Annotated in this window: 14 protein-coding genes; 6 read left to right on the top strand and 8 right to left on the bottom strand. The window is 60.1% G+C overall.

Annotated features, from left to right (window positions below):
- The first annotated feature begins 38 nt into the window (after positions 1 to 38).
- Entirely contained in the window at positions 39 to 1,592 is a 1,554-nt protein-coding gene (pdxR, locus tag JZ00_RS08630; protein ID WP_039593577.1) for a MocR-like pyridoxine biosynthesis transcription factor PdxR, read from the top strand.
- A gap of 33 nt (positions 1,593 to 1,625) precedes the next feature.
- On the opposite strand, the gene JZ00_RS08625 is transcribed toward pdxR, so the two are convergent.
- The 7 genes from JZ00_RS08625 to aspA all read right to left on the bottom strand — a co-directional run bounded on the left by JZ00_RS08625 (position 1,626) and on the right by aspA (position 14,245).
- Positions 1,626 to 6,224, bottom strand: coding sequence for a dermonecrotic toxin domain-containing protein (locus JZ00_RS08625; RefSeq protein WP_039593578.1), 4,599 nt, complete (start codon positions 6,222 to 6,224; stop codon positions 1,626 to 1,628).
- A 112-nt stretch (positions 6,225 to 6,336) separates the two neighbouring features.
- Positions 6,337 to 7,437, bottom strand: a complete 1,101-nt coding sequence (locus JZ00_RS08620; RefSeq protein WP_039593579.1) for a polyamine ABC transporter substrate-binding protein — start codon at positions 7,435 to 7,437, stop codon at positions 6,337 to 6,339.
- 11 nt (positions 7,438 to 7,448) lie between these two features.
- Positions 7,449 to 8,480, bottom strand: coding sequence for a histone deacetylase family protein (locus JZ00_RS08615; protein WP_039593580.1), 1,032 nt, complete (start codon positions 8,478 to 8,480; stop codon positions 7,449 to 7,451).
- 200 nt (positions 8,481 to 8,680) lie between these two features.
- Entirely contained in the window at positions 8,681 to 9,673 is a 993-nt protein-coding gene (locus JZ00_RS08610; RefSeq protein WP_039593581.1) for an AraC family transcriptional regulator, read from the bottom strand.
- Positions 9,674 to 9,742: 69 nt separating this feature from the next.
- Complete coding sequence (locus JZ00_RS08605) at positions 9,743 to 10,747, bottom strand: asparaginase (RefSeq protein ID WP_039593582.1); 1,005 nt, start codon at positions 10,745 to 10,747, stop codon at positions 9,743 to 9,745.
- 135 nt (positions 10,748 to 10,882) lie between these two features.
- On the bottom strand, positions 10,883 to 12,334 hold the full coding sequence (locus JZ00_RS08600) for an alanine/glycine:cation symporter family protein (protein WP_039593583.1): 1,452 nt from the start codon (positions 12,332 to 12,334) through the stop codon (positions 10,883 to 10,885).
- A gap of 486 nt (positions 12,335 to 12,820) precedes the next feature.
- Entirely contained in the window at positions 12,821 to 14,245 is a 1,425-nt protein-coding gene (gene aspA, locus JZ00_RS08595; RefSeq protein WP_030139110.1) for an aspartate ammonia-lyase, read from the bottom strand.
- A gap of 180 nt (positions 14,246 to 14,425) precedes the next feature.
- On the opposite strand from aspA, the gene JZ00_RS08590 reads away from it, so the two are divergent.
- Positions 14,426 to 15,337, top strand: coding sequence for a LysR substrate-binding domain-containing protein (locus JZ00_RS08590; protein ID WP_039593584.1), 912 nt, complete (start codon positions 14,426 to 14,428; stop codon positions 15,335 to 15,337).
- Between the two features lie 45 nt (positions 15,338 to 15,382).
- Here the strand turns inward: JZ00_RS08590 and JZ00_RS08585 are convergent, their stop codons facing one another.
- Complete coding sequence (locus JZ00_RS08585) at positions 15,383 to 15,949, bottom strand: zinc metalloprotease (protein ID WP_039593585.1); 567 nt, start codon at positions 15,947 to 15,949, stop codon at positions 15,383 to 15,385.
- Positions 15,950 to 16,293: 344 nt separating this feature from the next.
- Here JZ00_RS08585 and purE point away from each other — a divergent pair, with 344 nt between their 5' ends.
- The 4 genes from purE to JZ00_RS08565 all read left to right on the top strand — a co-directional run bounded on the left by purE (position 16,294) and on the right by JZ00_RS08565 (position 18,853).
- Positions 16,294 to 16,785, top strand: coding sequence for a 5-(carboxyamino)imidazole ribonucleotide mutase (purE, locus tag JZ00_RS08580; RefSeq protein ID WP_003196369.1), 492 nt, complete (start codon positions 16,294 to 16,296; stop codon positions 16,783 to 16,785).
- Between the two features lie 12 nt (positions 16,786 to 16,797).
- Positions 16,798 to 17,883, top strand: coding sequence for a 5-(carboxyamino)imidazole ribonucleotide synthase (locus JZ00_RS08575; protein ID WP_039593586.1), 1,086 nt, complete (start codon positions 16,798 to 16,800; stop codon positions 17,881 to 17,883).
- Between the two features lie 101 nt (positions 17,884 to 17,984).
- Positions 17,985 to 18,230, top strand: coding sequence for a GlsB/YeaQ/YmgE family stress response membrane protein (locus JZ00_RS08570; protein WP_039593587.1), 246 nt, complete (start codon positions 17,985 to 17,987; stop codon positions 18,228 to 18,230).
- A gap of 86 nt (positions 18,231 to 18,316) precedes the next feature.
- Positions 18,317 to 18,853: a DUF3299 domain-containing protein gene (locus tag JZ00_RS08565; RefSeq protein WP_082112055.1), complete on the top strand. Its 537-nt coding sequence runs from the start codon at positions 18,317 to 18,319 to the stop codon at positions 18,851 to 18,853.
- Positions 18,854 to 18,865: the final 12 nt, after the last annotated feature.

Below are 18,865 nucleotides of genomic sequence, written 5' to 3'. Positions count from 1 at the left end.
TTCTGGCTCATTCAATAGGCCAATTCGCGAGGGTTCTCATGAGTCACGCAGTGCCGCCGCTGTCCTTCAATCCCGCCGGAATCGAACTCGACCGTCGCCAGGGACTCAGTCGCCAGCTTTACCAGGCTTTGCGTGCCCGAGTTTTGGATGGACGCCTGGCCAGCGGCATGCGTCTGCCGGCCAGTCGCGATTTGGCGGCGGCGTTATCGATCTCGCGCAACAGTGTCGTCAGGGCGTATGACCAGCTCTATGCCGAGGGCTTCATCGAAGGACGTGTCGGTGACGGCACTTACGTGGCAAAACTGTCCACAACGACTTTGCCGCTGTTAAATATATCCACAGAACTGTCCACAGGGTTTTCAACAGGCTTATCCCCAGGCTTATCCACAGATTGGCTCGATTTACCTGTGGTTTCGTCCAGTAAAGGCCTGCGCAGCGACGCGTTGAACCGCGTGGAAAAACACCACTTGGCCCAGCCGCCGAGTGGTCCGCCGCGGGCATTTCGGGTGGGCGTTCCGGCTTTCGACCTGTTCCCTTTCGACATTTGGGCCAAGCTGAACGCGGCTTTCTGGCGTAAGCCGGATCTGCAGCGGCTGTGCTATGGCGATCCCCAAGGGGATGCGCGCCTGCGCAGCCTGATCGCTGCTTATCTGCGCAGTTCACGAGGGATGCATTGCACGGCTGAACAAATTGTGATCACCAGCGGTGCGCAACAGGGCATCAGCCTTTGTGCACAGCTGTTGATCGACCCGGGGGGCATCGTCGCGGTGGAAAACCCCGGGTATCGCGCCGCCGGGCATGCGTTTGCGGTCGCCGGGGCCGACGTCAAGGGAGTACCGATCGACGGTGACGGGTTGGATTGCGCAGCGCTCGGCGCAATGAGCCGATGCCGGCTGGCCTACGTCACGCCGTCCCATCAATATCCGACCGGAGTTGTCATGAGCTTGGCGCGTCGGCTTGAACTGTTGGCCTGGGCCGAACGCAACGAGGGATGGATCGTCGAGGACGATTACGATGGCGAGTACCGCTACAGCGGCGCGCCACTGGCGCCTTTGGCTGCGTTGGACCGCCAGGGCCGTGTGCTTTATGTCGGTACGTTTGGCAAAGTGGCGTTTCCAGCCTTGCGCCTGGGTTATCTGGTGTTGCCCGCGGGCCTGGTCAACGCTTTCGCCCGGCGGCGTGCCGTGGACGTGCGCCATTCGGAAGTCAGCACCCAAGCCGTGATGGCCGAGTTCATGGCCGCGGGACATTTCCAGCGGCACATCCGGCGCATGCGCCGGGCCGCACTGGCCCGGCGTGATGCGTTGCTTGCAGGTTGGCCCAGTGATATCGCAGGGGTTGGCACCATGCCCACGGTGGTGGCCGGGCTGCATGTCACGGTGCCTGTGGACGGCATCGAGCGTGAAGCTGAACTGATTGCCCAGGCGAGTAGAGTGGGCGTCGAAATCAACGGCCTGAGTAGCTATTGGCTGCCCGCCACCCCATCACAAGCACGAGCCGGCCTGGTATTGGGGTTCGCAGCGGTTCCGCCAGCGGCGATACGCACCGCGCTGGCAGACTTGGCGAAGGCTTGGACAGTCTTGCGTCTATAGTCGGGCGGCGACGACCGGCCCGACTCAATCGTCTCAGGGCCGCTCCCTGGGGAAGAACACCTGCCGGGCCTGATCCACGGCAATTTCGCTGCGGTAATGATCAATCAACTGACGTTGGCTCATATTTTTGGTTGAAACGTCGACCGTTGAACTTGCCTGTTCCACGGTTCTCAGGCGTGCGGAGAGAAAGGTTCGGTCTGGCAACCAGTACGCGGAATAAAGGAAGTCGGCAAACCAGAGGGTTTTACCGGTTTTCCGATCCTTGATCTCATACCTGTCGAGATAGCTCTTCTCAGGTTTTTTAAGGCGTTGTCGAACGAGTCGTTTAGTGATGAGGATCTGGTTTCGGTCTTTCAGCCAGATAACGCCACTCATGCTGGGCGGGCTCTGCTTGATGACGCTCATTACGTTCTCGAATTCCTTCGCGTAGAGGGCCGTCGATTCTTTTTTTAGTTGTAGCCGCAAGGTTTCGGCCGCGCGCTGTTTCTCCGGCGATACCCCGGTTGTCTCGTTCGTCACGGTACTTTCCGCCAGGTCCAGCGCCTTTCTGATCGCGACGCTGACTTTTTCCATCCTGCTGGCATGTGCGTTGAGGATCATTGCGATACCGGCGGGCGTGCGGTTTGGCTGTTGCAGGTTCTTCTCGATTTCTGTCTTGAAGGCAGCCAGTCCATCGATCAGCGCTTGGCCTTTCAACATGCTTGTGGCCAAGGGCGGTATGGCCAGCGGTGCGGCGTCGGACGTCACATGGGGCACCCATTCGCCGGTTTCCTTGCGGTGGAAGGTGACGATGTTTTCGTCCGTGAACGGATTCTTTACATCGACCCAGTCAGTTTCCTCGCGGGTCTTTGATAAGCGAGGTACGCCGCTGACGACACCCCAGAAGCGGGCCCGAATGAATCTCTTCCGGGGCTGTGGACGTTGTTCCTGGGGGCTGGCGGTTCGTCTTTGGTTGCTTCGCTCATCAAGGGCTTGGGCCAGATGACGCAACGCGTGTTTTTTTGAATCACTTATTCGCCGTCTCAGGCGCATGAGTTGCGTTGGGATGGCGCTGCCCTGGTATTCGTTTTTCATGTAATCGAGATGTTCTTCTATCGCTGTGAACTGTTCGGTCAGGCTTCCAAGCGCCTCGATTTGCTCGTCCAGCCGGATCACGCTTCGCTCATCGATGGCATCGCGCAGGCTTTGGAAGGCCACCGTGGCGTTGTCGACGATACGGTTCATTTCCACCCAGCCTTCGGGCATTGTTTCGACGCTTTCGAGTGACAAACAAAGGTGGCGATACATATCCAGCAGGATAAGGCGCAAGTCGTCGCTTTTGTACGCCGGCATTCGTTCGCGATGCCGCCGGACAAACTCGAAGCCCTCGCGTCCCAGCTGCTTGAGCCTGTCGAAACGTGTCTCCATGTAGTCCAGGCGCTCGATCATCGCGTCCCCGACCGACACCATGTTTTCGGCCGCATCGATGTGTTGCTGTTCCACCGTCTTGACCGTCGAGGAGATCATGTTTATCGCTTCGGTCATGGCCGGCGTGAAGCGCTCTCGCAACAGGTCGATTTCTGCGAAAGTGAAATTTACTTGCGCGTTGAGATACCCGAGGCTTATTCGAGGGTAGTCGGGCTTGGACTGGAAGACAGGCCATTCGATCAGGGTGTTGAGTGCTTTTTCGTAGTTTTCTCGCTGGGTTTCCAGCGTGGCCACGTATTTATTGCGCTGCGTTTCCTTGGCCGCACCCGATGCCTGGTTCATGGCCTGTGCGTGCATTGTCAGCAGCCGTTCGTTTGCCGGTTTTTGCTTTTCAAATTTATTGAGCTCATCAAGCAATTGAATGTTACGGCGAAGCGCATCAGCAATGACCTTGCGCCGAGCGCCTTTTGAACCGCTGCCACGTAGGCGCAAGCGATTGTCGATCTGCCATTGACCTTGCCCGTCGCGCATCAGGGGCGGGCCGTTGCGTGCTCCGTCGATGATGCTGACCTGCTCTCCCTCTGTCCTGACCTCGAACCATTTGTCCGCCAACTTCGCATACCAGTGCTCATCGTGCTGATAGAGACCCTTGAGTGCGCCTTCGCTTTCGGGTGGGCCAAGACTGTCGGGGGCCTTGGTGCTGAAACTGTCGAGAAAGCTGAGGTCCTTTTTCGATTTGCCCATCAAGGCGCCACTGGTGTGGATGACATCGTAGTGCTCTTGCGGGAGCTCTGGCTGGATGAACGGAGCCACTTTCTCGATGATCAGTTCGGGTGTTGGTTTTGGCAGGCCTGGAGCCGGGATGGTTTCCGGGGCTTCTATCGGGCGTTTACGGCTGCTCGCCCGGGTGCGTTCGATCACGATGTTGAGGACACCCAATGCCACGTTGAGCATCAGGTCGACGACTGCCACCCATTTGGCCTGCCCCTTGAGTTCCTCGTCGCCGCCAGCCAGTCGTTCGGCGTCGCTGAGAATCTGCCAGAGCCAGACCGCCGTGTTTGCCGTGTTTCCCAGATAGGGCAGCGCCAGGCTGAGTATCAACCAACCGGTTTGCTTGAAAGATTCCCAACGGTTCTCGTTATTGGAAACCGATTGGCGATCGGCGAGCGTGACCAGGGCATTGGCGTTGGCCTTGAACAACAGTGGCATGAAGTCGGCGCCCAGCGTCTCGTTGCTGAGGTTGACGGGGCCGATATCGGAAAACAGCGTCAGTGGGTTGGTCGCGAACTCCACGACGGCCCAGGGCGAGGGCAGGGCGCCCGGGAAAACAAAGCGACTGTAGTTTTCCCGAACCCCGTCGGGCAGCCAGGCCAGTACCGATTTGCGCAACGAATCGGTTTGCCGGATCCCGTACAGCATGTTGCTGAACGAAGGGAACTGACACAACTGCGGTTCCAGCAAGGGGCGATAGAGCAAGCAAGGGCCGGCACTTGGCGTTCGTGGGCCGATCACGAACATGTTGGCGACGATGTCTTCGGAAAGCCCGATTTGCGGCTCGGACACGAAGGCCAGTTTGCGCAGGACGATTTCCTGCCCTTCGACTTTGCGATCCTCTTCCAGGGGCTGCATCAAGGCCGAGACATAACGACACCCCAAGTCATCGATATTGCCCTGCCCGCGCAGTTTGTTCTCCAGCGCCAGCATCGGCAGCTGTATGCGTAACTGGGAGGTATATAGCGTCTCGCGTCGGGCCGACTCTTTCGGATCATTGAGCAGTTTGCGCTTGATCAGCTCGGGATAGACGCGACCGATATCCACCTGAGTGATGAGGTTCTCGATGTATTCCACGGTCATCCAGTCGGGAAGCTCGGTCCCGTCGAGTGATCTGACTGTCTTATTACCTGCTGGCAGCGCGATCAGATTCTGCAACGCCAGCTCGACGAGATTGAATCGCGTAACGTCTGTTTTGAAGGGAACAACGAAGGTGCCCCAGGCAATAACACTTTTGATCTCGATCTCGATCTTTTCCGGAGTCAGCGCCGAGGCGTCGTCATGGTCCGATTGCATTTGTGCTTTAAGGGCAAGCGAGGCGTATTCCTTGATGGGCAGGATATCGTCCAGGTAAGTCTTGCCGGCATGGACGCTGCTCAGTGCCGACAGGTTCTTCATGTGTTGGGCGAATTGAATCTGGTCGGACACCGACGCATCCTGAAGCCATTCGGGTATCTGTTGTTGATACCAACGCTCGCCAGGTCCTGTTTCCAGCCCTTCGGGCGTAGGCGGTTGCCCTTCCGTGAAGTGGCTATTGCGCCAGATTCCGGGGGTACCCAGCACTTTGATCTGTGTGGCGATGATCCCGCAGGCCTTGCTGTCGAAGAGATTGCCCTTGGGCTCATAGAGCCGCCAGCGTATGCGAGAGGCGTGCGCCTGGCCGCCCAGGTGGTTTGAAAGCGATTGTCCGAGTGCCTCTCGTGACTCGAATTTCTCATAACCGTTGAGCAATGAATGCGCGAGGATGACTTCCTTTTTCTCGATCTGGCCGATCAGTACCACCAGGGAGTTTTCGTTGACGCGGCTTTCCTGGCCGTCTTGCACCGCCTTGATGTCGACCAGATAGGCATGGCTGGCATAACTGTCCTCGCGGTCTTTCGGGTCGGGGAATAGAAACAGTTGCCGGGCCATGTCGCATTCAGCCGCTGTCCATCCGTCGATTTGTGTGACGTCCCACAGCTTGCGCAAGGTGTCGGAGAGTTCATGCCAACGGGGGCCGTAGTCGCCGAATGGGACGTTCCAGTACGCCAGTTGTTGCTCTTGGCTGGCCGGTAACATGGCCGGTACCAATTCGTTGATCAGGCGCCCGATCTGATCGATACGCACCGGCAAATGCACGGGGGGCACGGTCAGCGGCAGTTGCGTCAGAAAATGCAATCCCTCGATCAGCAGGGTGGGCTGGGCGGTGTCCACCCGTGCCGCCAGCAAATCGCTAAGGGTAATAAAGAGGCTAGGGCGCTCTACGATGTCGCCGTCGACGATGTCCCAGGCTGATTCGCCAACGACAGTGGTAAAAGGGTTGATATCCAAGGCGGGATAGAGATCTTTGAGCGCATCCCGCAGGAGCACGGCGGCCACTTCTGGGTATGTGGGGCCCGCGAGTAGCTGGTTGAGCAGCGCACCTCTGATATTCACATCGGAGGCCGGGAGGGTGCCGGTTGGCTCTGGTGTCATTTGAACGTCCTTGTCTGCAGATGGATGAAAACCCCGAAGCCGAACGCTTCGGGGTTTTCATGCTAGGGAGACAGGGGACGGAGAAGGCGGTAACTATGTATGGATCTCCTGGTTACTGGCCGGACTTGATTCGCGTCCAGGCCCGCGTGCGTGCGCGCTCGGCATCCCTGGGCAACGGTTGCAACGTGTACAGCGAGGCCATGGCCGCCTCGGTCGGGTACAGGTTGGGATTGCCGCGGATCGCCGGGTCGACCATTTCGGTGGCGTCCTTGTTCGGGTTCGGATAGCCGACAAAGTCGCTGATCGGCGCGATCACCTTGGGCTGCAGCAAGTAGTCGATGAAGGTGTAGGCATCGTCCGGATTCTTCGCGCCCTTGGGGATCGCGAGCATGTCGAACCAGATCGGCGCGCCTTCCTTGGGCAGGCGCATGTCCACGGTCACGCCATTCTTGGCTTCCTTGGCGCGGTTGGCCGCTTGGGAAAAGCTGCCGGAATAACCGACGGCTACGCAGATGTCGCCATTGGCGATATCCGCCATGTATTTGGACGAGTGGAAATACGTGATGTAAGGCCGGATTTTCAACAGCAGCGCTTCAGCCTTGGTGTAGTCCGCCGGCTTCTTGCTGTTGGGGTCCAGGCCCAGGTGCTGCAAGGCCAGGGGCAGGATTTCCGACGGCGAATCAAGCAGGGCAACGCCGCACTGCTTGAGCTTGCTGATGTTTTCTTCCTTGAAGATCAGGTCCCAACTGTCCACCGGCGCGTTGTCGCCCAGGGCTGCCTTGACCTTGTCCGGGTTGAAGCCGATCAGGATCGTGCCGTACATGTAGGGCACGGCGAATTTGTTGCCGGGGTCGTTGGCTTCGATCAGCTTCATCAGCTTGGGATCGAGGTGGTTCCAGTTCGGCAGCTTGCGGCGGTCCAGCGGTTGGAACACCCCGGCTTCGATCTGCTTGGCCAGGAACACATTGGACGGCACCACCACGTCATAACCGGCGTTCCCCGTCAGTAGCTTGGCCTCCAGGGCTTCGTTGGTGTCGAAGATGTCGTAGATCAACTTGACCTGGCTGTTCTGCGCCTTGAAATCGTCCAGTGCCTTGGGCGTGATGTAGTCGAACCAGTTGTAGACGCGCAACGTACGCTCCTCGGCCTGGGCGGCGCCACACAGCAGCGCGGCGCACAGGGCCGGGGCGATCAAACGCTTGAGTCTGTTCATGCTGATGTTCCTCATTGGGCGCTTTGGAAACCTTCAAGGACGTTCACGGCATTGATGCCGATTTCTGCCACCGCGTAGCCGCCTTCCATCACGAACAGCGTCGGTTTGCCGAGGGCGGCGATGCGCTTGCCCAGCGCCAGGTAGTCCGGGCTGTCGAGCTTGAACTGCGAAATCGGATCGTCCTTGAACGTGTCCACGCCCAGGGATACGACGATGACGTCGGCGTCGTAGCGTTGGACTTCACCGCAGGCTTGCTCCAGGGCGGCGCTCCACGTGTCCCAGCCTGAGCCCGCCGGCAAAGGGTAGTTGAAGTTGAAGCCCGCGCCGGCGCCTTCGCCGCGCTCATCTTCGTAGCCCAGGAAAAATGGAAACTCCGCCTCCGGGTGTCCGTGGATCGAGGCGAACAACACGTCGCTACGTTCGTAGAAAATCGATTGGGTGCCGTTGCCGTGGTGATAATCCACATCGAGGATCGCGACTTTCTTGTGCCCTTGGTCGAGAAAGGCTTGGGCGGCGATAGCGGCGTTGTTGAGGTAGCAATAACCGCCCATTAAATCGCCAGCGGCATGATGCCCCGGCGGACGGCACAGCGCGAAGGCGCTACGGGCGCCGCGTTGGATGTCGGCCTGGGCGGTGAGGGCGACCTGGGCTGCGCTGTACGCCGCTTGCCAGGTGCCGGCGGTAATCGGCGCACCGCCGTCGAAACTGTAATAGCCGAGTTGGCCATGCAGGCTGGTCGGCATCACCGTGCGCAACGTGCGGGCCGGCCAGGTGTAGGGCAGCAGGTCACCGTCGCGGTTGAACTCGGTCCAACGCTCCCAGGCGCCCTTGAAGAATTCCAGATACGCCGGGCTGTGGATACGCAGGATCGGCGCCAGGCCAAAATCCTGCGGCGCCTCCACCGGCCCCAGCGCCCGAGCCTTGACCCGCTCCAGCACATGGTCGGCCCGGGACGGCATCTCGAAACAGGGCATCAACTGCCCGTCCATCAATTCGCAGCGTCCATGGTGCAGGTGGTGATCGTCTGAGTAGATCGTCAGCATTCTTGTTCTCCGCAGGGCTGATTCGCTGGATCAAGTCTTGCGCCACGCAGGGTTTAGGAGAACGGCAGGAAAGGCCAAAAGGGGATCGAAATGGCCAAAAGGTTTGACCGTAAATCGCCCCTTGTTGGCGCGGGTGTGCGCTGGTTCGGGGCGTGAGTCTATGGCTCCCTCGCCACGGGGATCGTGTTTGAAGCCAACTTTCACGTCCTGAACCGACTCGGCGCCACGCCGCTCCAGCGTACGAAGGCATGGCGAAAGCTCGCGGTTTCACTGAAACCGAGCAGTTCGGCGATCTGGTAGATCGGCAGTCGGTCTTCACAGAGCATCTGCTTGGCCCGTTCGAAGCGCAGCTCATCGAGCAGTTCCTGATAGCTGCAACCCAGATCCTTGAGGTGCCGGCGCAGGGTGCGCGCCGAGCAGTTCATTTGTTCGGCCAAGCCCTCCAGGCCTGGGGCGGCATCGAGTTGCGCGACGAGCAGTTGGCGGATGCGTCCCAGCCAGGCCTGGCGGCCGGTGAATTCGGTGTTCTGCCGGCGGCAGCGTTCGGCCATGGCGTGATGAGTGATGGGGTCGGCCAGCGGCAGGGGCTGTTCCAGCCAATGGCGATCGAAGGCAAAGGCGTTGTCGATGCTATCGAAGCGGACCGGGCAGTCGAAGAGATTGGCGTAGCGCGCGTGGTAATCCGGCGCTGGGTGTTCGAACCGCGCTGCGCGCAAGGGCAGCGGGTGACCGAGCAAATCGTTGCAGATTACCTTCAGCGAGACCATGCAGAACTCGGCGTTGAACGCCGCCAGGGCCGGGTTTTCCCGATAGTCGCCAGCGCTGAGCCAGATGTGCTCGCCGTCCTCTTCCAGGGCCAGCTCGAAGAGTGTTCCCAACAGCGCCGGGTAGCGCAGCGCGAGACGCAAAGCGTCACCTAAGGTGGCACTCGTGAGCAGGGCGTATCCCAGCATGCCGTAGGACGAAACGTGCATGTTGCGGCCCAGTTCCAAGCCGATATCCCGCTTGAGCGCGACGGCGTTGGCACAGACCTGCATCTCCTGGTTGGTGGTGATGCGCGTGTCGGCCCGGCTCAAGTCCGCCGTGCTGATGCCGCTGCCGGCCAGCAATGCATCGTGTGGCAGGCCGTCATGCTTGAAGGCGTCGAGCACCAGGGAGACGGCGTTGAGTGTCGTGAGGTGGGAATGCAGCATGGTCCGTTTCCAGCCTTGGGAGGCTGGAGACGGAGCAAGTTATATGCCGGCCAAAAACTTTGCAGGCCGTCAGATCAGCTCGCCACACAGATCCAGCTCAACCAACCGCCGAACCTCATCCACCGGCAATCCAGCGCCAATCAACGCCTGCAACTTGCCAAACGCTGCCTCGCGGGTCATGCCGCCGCCCGACAACACGCCAGCGCCGCGCAAACGGCTGCCGGCTTCGTACACGTCCAGCTCGACGCCGCCTTCATGGCATTGGGTGACGGCGACCACCACCACACCGCTGTCCCGCGCCCGCTCCAGGCTGGCCAGGAACGCCGGGTTGTCGCTCGGCCCGGTACCGCTGCCGTAGCACTCCAGCACCAGGCCCTGGATGCCGCTGCCCAGCAGACCGTCGATGATTTCGGCACCGATGCCGGGGAACAGTGGCAGCGCTGCGACGTTCGCCAGTTGCTTCGGCTGTTTGTAATTCAACTGGGTTGGCAGAGAAGTCGCCTTGATGCCGCCACCCTGGCGTTCCAGGCGCTTGAACGGATGGCGCCCGAAGCTGCGTACTTTCGCGCAACGGGTCGGCGCCAGCAGTTCCCCGTGGAAATAAAGGTGCACGCCTGGCGCCAGGCCGTGGCCAAGGGCAACCAGCGCGCCGCTGAGATTTTCCCAGGCGTCGCTGTCGGTCACGCCGGCGGGCAGCATCGAACCGGTGAAGCAGACCCGCGCATGCAGGCCCAGCAACTGGAAGCTCATGGCGGCGGCGCTGTAGGCGAGGGTGTCGGTGCCGTGCAGGATAAGCACGCTGTCGCAGCCCTGCACATCCACGGCATCGACCACCGCTTCGCGCAGTTGCTGCCAATAGGCTGGGGTCATGTTGGCGCTGTCGATCAGCGGCGACATCTCCCGGAAGCGCCACTGCGGCACTACCAGTTCAGGCTGGCTGTGCAGGTAGTCGCGCATCCGCGCTTCGAAGCCGGACGCCGGGGCCAGGCCGTTGGCGCTGGCTTGCATGCCGATGGTGCCGCCGGTGTAGAGCACCATGACGTGCTGGGCGGCAGGGTAGGTCGAGGCATTCATTGGGGGTGTTCTCCGAGGATGAAGACGGCCGCTTGGGTTAGCCGCCACAACATAAGGTCGAGCATGACGCCGACCTTGTGTTGTGTCACGCCGGGCGCTGGGGGTGCGCCCGGTTTTTTTCAAACAGACTGTTGATCAGCGTTGCGCTGCAGCCAGGCTCGCCGGAGCGTTGCCGGCATCGGCGGCAGATGCCGACGGGGTCGCAGGCCAGGCTTTGCGGTCCAGGTCCAGGTCCGGGAATTTGCTCGAGTCAAAGACAGGAACCTTGATGCCGGCCGCACGCTGGTCATCGTAGTCACGCAGGATGCGCATGCCGACCTTGAACAGCAGGAACAGCGCGATCAGGTTGACGAAAGCCAGCAGGGTCATGGTGATGTCGGCGAACGCGAACACGGTGCCCAGGTTCTCGATGGCGCCCCAGAAAATCAATGCCAGGACCAGGGTGCGATACGCCATCAGTGCCTTGCGGTTTTCGCCGAGCATGAAGCGCAGGTTGTTCTCACCCAGATAGTAGTTGTAGAGGATCGAGGTGAACACAAACAACGACAAGGCTACGGAGATGAACACTCGGCCCCAGTCACCGACCACGGCTGCCAGGGAGTTCTGGGTCAGGGCAATGCCGTCGCCTTCGAAGCCCGGGGTATAGAAGCCCGACAGCAGGATCAGCAACGCGGTGCAGGTGCAGATCACGAAGGTGTCGAGGAACACACTGAACGCCTGGACCACACCTTGTGCAACCGGGTGCTCGACCGACGCGACGGCGGCGACGTTAGGCGCGCTGCCCAGGCCGGCTTCGTTGGCGAACACGCCACGCTTGACGCCCATGACGATGGCGCTGCCGATCAGGCCGCCAAAAGCCTGGTCCAGGCCAAAGGCGCTCTTGACGATTGTCGCCAGCATGCCCGGTACGTGTTCGAACTGCAGCACGATCACGTAGAGGGTCACACCGATGTAGGCCAGGGTCTTGACCGGTACCAGCAGGTCGGCCACCTTGGCGATACGCTTGATCCCGCCGATGAACACCAGACCCAGCAGCACCGCCAGGCCCAGGCCTGTATAGGTGGTGTCAAAGCCGAAGGCGTTGTTCAGGGAATGGGTGACCGCGTGGGCTTGCAGGCCGTTGAAGGCGAAGCCGAAGGTGATCAGCAGCAGGAACGCCATGATCATGCCCAACCAGCGCTTCTGCAGGCCGTGCTGGATGTAATAGGACGGGCCGCCACGGTACTGGCCTTCGGAGTCGCAGCGCTTGTAGAGCTGGCCGAGGGAGCATTCGAAGAAGCTGCTGGACATGCCGACCAGGGCGGTCACCCACATCCAGAACACGGCACCCGGACCACCGAGGGTCACGGCAATGCCGACACCGGCGATGTTGCCCGCGCCGACGCGGCCAGCCAGGCTGAGCATCAAGGCCTGGAACGAGCTGAGCTGGTCGGTGCTGCTTTTCAGGCTGTCACGGAACACCGCGAACATATGAAAGAAATGACGGAACTGGACGAAACGCGAGCGGATCGTGAAGTAGCCACCGAGCCCGACAATGAGCGCGATCAGCACTTTCCCTGAGAGGAAGTCGTTGATGACTTCGAGCATGAGTATTCCTCGCTGTTTTTTGTTTAAGCGATGATGGCCATTTGGAAACATCCTGTTACATCGGTCGGCACGCGGCTCGACAGAGAGGGCGATGTTTCGTCCCGGTCCACTTCGCGGGTTTTGTTATTAGTTCGGTTTTCGCATGTTGTGAGGCCTCGTTGACGACGACCACTCATGCGAAGAGGGGCGGCACTATACCTATCAGTGCGGCGCCCGTCTGCACAGTTGTGGTGCATGCGACGAAACGAACCCTTGTATCTCCTGGCCTTTCGGTCAGGTTCTTGCGGGAGAGAGCCGGCTCGCGATGGCGAGAGACGCGGGGTACAACGGCAGCGCGTCGCTGTTTATCGAGTGTCAGCTCGTTCCTACAGTTCTGTCTTGCTTGCAGCTTTTTGTTAAAAAAAAGGGCTTGGGGAACGAGTCCCCAAGCCCTCAAAAGGTGAGAGGTGTCTAGTCCCTCGACCTGGTGAGCAGTGGTCGCGTCGATCAAGCCTTCAGTGGGACCAGACGCGGGGCAATCATGTTTTCCGGGCGCAGGATGTCGTCGAGCATGGCGTCGTCGAGCAAGCCTTCTTCGCGCACCAGCTCCAACACGCCGCGACCGCTTTCAAGGGCGACACGGGCGATACGGGTGGCATTTTCATAACCGATGTACGGGTTCAGTGCGGTGACCAGGCCGATCGAGTGCTCGACCAGTTCGCGGCAGCGCGCTTCGTTGGCGGTGATGCCGACGATGCAGTGCTCGCGCAACATGTCCATGGCCCGTTGCAGCAGGCGGATCGAGTCGAAGATCTTGAAAGCGATCAGCGGTTCCATCACGTTCAGTTGCAGTTGGCCGCCTTCGGCCGCCATGGTCAGGGCCAGGTCGTTGCCGATGATCTGGAACGCCACTTGGTTGACCGCTTCCGGGATCACCGGGTTGACCTTGCCTGGCATGATCGAGCTGCCTGGCTGGCGGGCCGGCAGGTTGATTTCGTTGATGCCGGTGCGTGGGCCGCTGGACAGCAGGCGCAGGTCGTTGCAGATCTTCGACAGCTTGACCGCGGTGCGCTTGAGCATGCCGGAGAACAGCACGAAGGCGCCCATGTCGGAGGTGGCTTCGATCAGGTCGGCGGCTGGCACCAGCGGCTGGCCGCTGATGGTTGCCAGGCGCTGTACGGCCAGGGCCTGGTAGCGTGGGTCGGCGTTGATGCCGGTGCCGATGGCGGTGCCGCCCAGGTTCACTTCGGTGAGCAGTTCAGGCGCGAGGGTTTTCAGGCGCGCCAGGTCTTCGCTCAGGGTGGTGGCGAAGGCACGGAATTCCTGGCCCAGGGTCATCGGCACGGCGTCTTGCAGCTGGGTACGGCCCATTTTCAGGACGTGGCTGAATTCCTCGCCCTTGGCGGCGAACGCCTGGATCAGGCTGTCGAGGCTGGCCAGCAACGCGTCGTGGCCCAGCAGCAGGCCCAGGCGGATCGCGGTCGGGTAGGCGTCGTTGGTGGACTGCGCCATGTTCACGTCGTTGTTGGGGTGCAGGTACTGGTATTCGCCCTTCTGGTGGCCCATGGCCTCCAGCGCAATGTTGGCGATGACTTCGTTGGCATTCATGTTGGTCGACGTGCCGGCGCCGCCCTGGATCATGTCCACCACGAACTCTTCGTGGAAATCGCCGCGGATCAATCGTGCACAGGCTTCGCTGATGGCAGCGTGCTTGGCTTCGCTGAGCTGGCCCAGCTCGCGGTTGGCGTCAGCGGCGGCTTGCTTGACCATTGCCAGACCGACCACCAGCTTGGGGTAATGCGAAATCGGGACACCTGACAGGCGAAAGTTGTTGATCGCTCGTAGGGTCTGGATGCCGTAATACGCTTGCGCCGGTACTTCGAGTACGCCAAGCAGGTCTTTTTCTGTGCGGAATGATGCAGCGGAGGACATGATGGAAATCATCTCAATAAGAACCCGGTCAGAGCCGGAACGCTGTGAATCCTAGGCTTTCAGAAAAATTTGGGCCAATGCTGTTAAACACTGGCCTATGCATATTCGGCATAATGCGCGTGTGACGCCGACGATGCGGCGAACGTGTGACCTGTTTTGGTGCGTCCCGGGAGGGCGGTGATGAATCTTGAAAGCAAATGGCTCGAGGACTTCAGTGCCCTGGCCGCGACGCGCAGCTTTTCCCAGGCGGCCGAACGGCGTTTCGTGACACAGCCGGCGTTCAGCCGACGGATTCGCAGCCTTGAAGCAGCCCTTGGGCTGACGCTGGTCAACCGCTCGCGTACGCCGATCGAACTGACGGCGGCAGGGCAACTGTTCCTGGTCACGGCGCGTACGGTGGTCGAGCAGTTGGGCGAGGTGCTCCGGCACCTGCATCATCTGGAGGGCGGGCAGGGCGAAGTCATCCAAGTGGCCGCCGCCCACTCCTTGGCACTGGGCTTCTTTCCACGCTGGATAGCGCAATTGCGCAACGAAGGGATGAACATCGCCACGCGCCTGGTGGCGACCAACGTTGGCGATGCCGTCCATGCCTTGCGTGAAGGGGGCTGCGACTTGATGCTGGCCTTCTACGATCCGGATTCGGCCATGCAGATGGACCCGGAGATTTTCCCTTCTTTGCACCTGGGCCAGACCGAGATGCTCCCAGTGTGCGCGGCCGATGCGCAGGGCGGGCCGTTGTTCGACCTCGAAGGCGAGGCCAGCGTGCCTTTGTTGGCCTACAGCGCCGGGGCGTTCCTGGGGCGTTCGGTCAACCAGTTGTTGCGCCAGCGGGCCCTGCGGTTTACCACCGTCTACGAGACGGCCATGGCCGACAGCCTGAAGAGCATGGCGCTGGAAGGGCTGGGCATTGCCTGGGTCCCTCACTTGAGTGTGCGCAACGAACTGGCCCGGGGCGAGTTGGTGATCTGCGGCGGGGCGCAGTGGCATGTCCCGCTGGAGATCCGCCTGTACCGCTGTGCCCTGGTGCGCAAGGCCAATGTGCGGTTGCTTTGGCGCAAGCTTGAGGGAGGTGTGGCGAGCTCCGTTGGCTGAATGGATGTGCTTGAACAATCTTGGCAACAAGGCCGGAGCGGTCATTTAATCCATTAGATACTGACGAATATTTTCCCTGTTGCTTTCGGAAAACCGGTAGGTGTTGCCACGCAAGTCTGAGTAACTATCGGCATGCATGATCGAGTCCTTCCACCAGCCGTCGTATTCAATGACGCTGTCTTTATGATCAGCGTTGAACAGGTGGCCTATCTCATGGGCTGGGGTATTGTAAGTCCTGATGGAGGCGATACCGAAGTGGCCCCCAAGTTCGGCGATGCCGGAAATGGTTTTATTGATGTTATCTTTGGTAAGCAGCAGCGTCTTGGTGAGCCTTGGATCATAATCGTTATTCCGCAGTGTTTCGTAGCGCCAATCCTGGGCCGCGTTTCTCCATGCCCTCAATTTACTGGAAGCATCTGCGCCTTTATAGTCGAATCTGCGCAAATGGGAATAAGGGGGTTGGGGGCGGGCGAAAGTAATTATTACTTCACGTCCGGAGATAAGCTCGAGTTCGGTCTTGAGCCAGACGAAATGATCGGAAGACAGTTTTCTGTATTCATAACCTTTCAAGTCGTCATGGAGGCAGACGAGTATCGCGATCGTATCTTTCATTATTTGAACATCCTTGTTGATTAATCATTGCTGAGTGGAAGCAGGTTGTCGGTACCGCGCTAAAGTTATAAGGATTCTTATAACTTGGAAATTTAACTTCTTGATCAAAATATGTAGTTATCCATGAATGACAAGGCGCTGACTTTTTGGTCAGGAAATCACGCTTTTTGCAGCGCATGACAGATGGTCGTCGCAGGTGCTGTTTATCCGCTTCATTAAGGTATACTGCCCGGCCTTCGGTCGGTTCACCCGGCCATAATTCGTACAACAAGCCACGCTGGTTTCCCGCGTGGCTTGTTGTTTTTTGACGCGCCCGAGGGCGCCCAGAGAGAAGAGGCACGACGATGAGTGCACTGGTTGGCGTGATCATGGGCTCCAAGTCCGATTGGTCCACCCTTAGCCACACCGCCGATATGCTGGAAAAGCTCGGCATCCCTTACGAGGTGAAAGTGGTTTCCGCCCACCGTACCCCGGACCTGCTGTTCCAGTACGCCGAAGAAGCCGAGGCGCGTGGCATCGAAGTGATCATCGCCGGCGCCGGCGGTGCGGCTCACTTGCCAGGCATGTGTGCGGCCAAGACCCACCTGCCGGTGCTGGGCGTGCCGGTGCAATCCTCGATGCTCTCAGGTGTCGATTCGCTGCTGTCGATCGTGCAGATGCCAGCCGGCATCCCGGTCGCTACCCTGGCCATCGGCAAGGCCGGGGCAATCAATGCGGCTTTGCTGTCGGCGAGTATCCTGGGCGCCAAGCATCCCCAATTCCATACCGTGCTGAAAAAATTCCGCGCTGAGCAGACAGACAGCGTCCTGGACAATCCGGACCCACGCATTGCCTGAGGTTGTTGACGAATGAAGATCGGTGTAATCGGTGGCGGCCAGTTGGGTCGCATGTTGGCCCTGGCGGGTACGCCGCTGGGAATGAACTTCGCTTTCCTGGATCCGGCGCCGGACGCCTGTGCCGCCGCCCTGGGTGAACACCTGCGGGCCGACTATGGCGACCAGGATCACCTGCGCCAATTGGCCGATGAAGTTGACCTGGTGACCTTCGAGTTCGAAAGCGTCCCGGCCGAAACCGTGGCCTTCCTGTCCCAGTTCGTCCCGGTCTACCCGAGCGCCGAAGCCCTGCGCATCGCCCGTGACCGCTGGTTCGAAAAGAACATGTTCAAGGACCTGGGAATTCCGACGCCTGCCTTCGCCGACATCCAGTCCCAGGCTGACCTTGATGCTGCGGTCGCTTCCATCGGCCTGCCGGCCGTGCTCAAGACCCGTACCCTGGGTTATGACGGCAAGGGCCAGAAAGTCCTGCGCAACCCTGAAGACGTTGCCGGTACGTTTGCCGAGCTGGGCAGCGTCGGTTGCCTGCTGGAAGGTTTCGTGCCGTTCACCGGTGAAGTCTCGCTGATCGCCGTGCGTGCCCGCGACGGTGAAATCCGCTTCTACCCGCTGGTGCACAACACTCACAAGGACGGCATCCTCAAGTTGTCCGTCGCCAGCACCGACCATCCCCTGCAAGCCCTGGCCGAAGACTACTCCAGCCGCGTGCTCAAGCAGCTCGACTATGTCGGCGTCATGGCGTTCGAATTCTTTGAAGTGGACGGCGGCCTCAAGGCCAACGAAATCGCCCCGCGGGTGCACAACTCCGGGCATTGGACCACTGAAGGCGCCGAGTGCAGCCAGTTCGAAAACCACCTTCGGGCGGTGGCCGGGCTGCCGCTGGGGTCGACCGCCAAGGTCGGCGAAAGCGCGATGCTGAACTTCATCGGCAAGGTGCCGGACAGTGAGAAAGTCCTGGCGATTGCCGACTGCCACCTGCATCACTATGGCAAGGCCTTCAAAGTGGGGCGCAAGGTCGGCCACGCCAACCTGCGTTGCGCCGATCGCGCCACGCTCGAACAGCAGATCATCAAGGTCGAAACGCTGATTGCCGAGCAATAGTCTGCAACATCGGTGGAACCATTCATCGGCTTATCTCTCTCATGGCTAAGTGCCAAAGCCCGACTGGGCTTTGGCTTTAGTCTCAACCAGAGGGAAATGCCATGGGAATCATCGGAACCATTTTTATCGGCTTGATCGTTGGCCTGCTCGCGCGCTTCCTGAAGCCCGGCGATGACAGCATGGGCTGGATCATGACCATCCTGCTCGGTATTGGCGGTTCGTTGGCGGCCACATACGGCGGCCAGGCCCTGGGTATTTATCAGGCTGGCGAAGGCGCTGGCTTCATTGGCGCCCTGGTGGGTGCGGTCGTATTGCTGGTGATCTACGGCCTGATCAAAAGAAACTGATCAAACCAGATGAAGCCCTCTCCGCGCGGCGCACGGAGAGGGCTAAACTGCCCGGCGTCACATTCCACTCATTGCCGAGCCCTTTCATGCGCCGTCTAGTATTGACCCTTCTTTTGCTGGGCAGTGGCCTGGCCCACGCCGCCGAGCTGCCGGAAACCGACTGGCTCGAACTGATGCCCAAGTCGGACCAGAAAGCCCTCGAAGCGATGCCCGAGATCGATCACGACTCCCCCGAAGCCAGCGGCACCTTCACCGAAAAAGGTGGCCTCAAGCAAAGCAAAGGCTTGCCGGCGGTGATGTACTCGACCAAGACCGTGGCGTCGATGAATGACAAGCACCTGCGCATTGGCGGGTATCCGGTCCCTTTGGAGACCGACGCCAAGGGCCGCAGCACATTGTTTTTCCTGGTGCCTTACCCGGGCGCCTGCATCCACGTTCCTCCGCCGCCGCCGAATCAATTGGTGTTGGTGCGATATCCCAAGGGCGTGAAGCTGGACGACATCTATACGCCCCTTTGGGTGACGGGCACGCTGAAGATCGAGAAGGTCGACAACGACCTGGCGAGCGCGGCGTATGCGCTGGATGCGGAGAAGGTGAGGGTGGTGCAGGAGGCGGATTTGTAACGGGCCGGTTGG

It is taken from the genome of Pseudomonas frederiksbergensis (assembly GCF_000802155.2).
GTDB lineage: Bacteria > Pseudomonadota > Gammaproteobacteria > Pseudomonadales > Pseudomonadaceae > Aquipseudomonas > Aquipseudomonas frederiksbergensis_A.
Note: the sequence above shows the minus strand (reverse complement) of the source record. Positions and strands in the feature narration are given on the sequence as shown.

Bases quoted from the DNA above. Each gene is read 5' to 3' on its own strand.
- pdxR (WP_039593577.1), top strand. From the start codon at position 39: ATGAGTCACGCAGTGCCGCCGCTGTCCTTCAATCCCGCCGGAATCGAA.
- JZ00_RS08625 (WP_039593578.1), bottom strand. From the start codon at position 6,224: ATGACACCAGAGCCAACCGGCACCCTCCCGGCCTCCGATGTGAATATC.
- JZ00_RS08620 (WP_039593579.1), bottom strand. From the start codon at position 7,437: ATGAACAGACTCAAGCGTTTGATCGCCCCGGCCCTGTGCGCCGCGCTG.
- JZ00_RS08615 (WP_039593580.1), bottom strand. From the start codon at position 8,480: ATGCTGACGATCTACTCAGACGATCACCACCTGCACCATGGACGCTGC.
- JZ00_RS08610 (WP_039593581.1), bottom strand. From the start codon at position 9,673: ATGCTGCATTCCCACCTCACGACACTCAACGCCGTCTCCCTGGTGCTC.
- JZ00_RS08605 (WP_039593582.1), bottom strand. From the start codon at position 10,747: ATGAATGCCTCGACCTACCCTGCCGCCCAGCACGTCATGGTGCTCTAC.
- JZ00_RS08600 (WP_039593583.1), bottom strand. From the start codon at position 12,334: ATGCTCGAAGTCATCAACGACTTCCTCTCAGGGAAAGTGCTGATCGCG.
- aspA (WP_030139110.1), bottom strand. From the start codon at position 14,245: ATGTCCTCCGCTGCATCATTCCGCACAGAAAAAGACCTGCTTGGCGTA.
- JZ00_RS08590 (WP_039593584.1), top strand. From the start codon at position 14,426: ATGAATCTTGAAAGCAAATGGCTCGAGGACTTCAGTGCCCTGGCCGCG.
- JZ00_RS08585 (WP_039593585.1), bottom strand. From the start codon at position 15,949: ATGAAAGATACGATCGCGATACTCGTCTGCCTCCATGACGACTTGAAA.
- purE (WP_003196369.1), top strand. From the start codon at position 16,294: ATGAGTGCACTGGTTGGCGTGATCATGGGCTCCAAGTCCGATTGGTCC.
- JZ00_RS08575 (WP_039593586.1), top strand. From the start codon at position 16,798: ATGAAGATCGGTGTAATCGGTGGCGGCCAGTTGGGTCGCATGTTGGCC.
- JZ00_RS08570 (WP_039593587.1), top strand. From the start codon at position 17,985: ATGGGAATCATCGGAACCATTTTTATCGGCTTGATCGTTGGCCTGCTC.
- JZ00_RS08565 (WP_082112055.1), top strand. From the start codon at position 18,317: ATGCGCCGTCTAGTATTGACCCTTCTTTTGCTGGGCAGTGGCCTGGCC.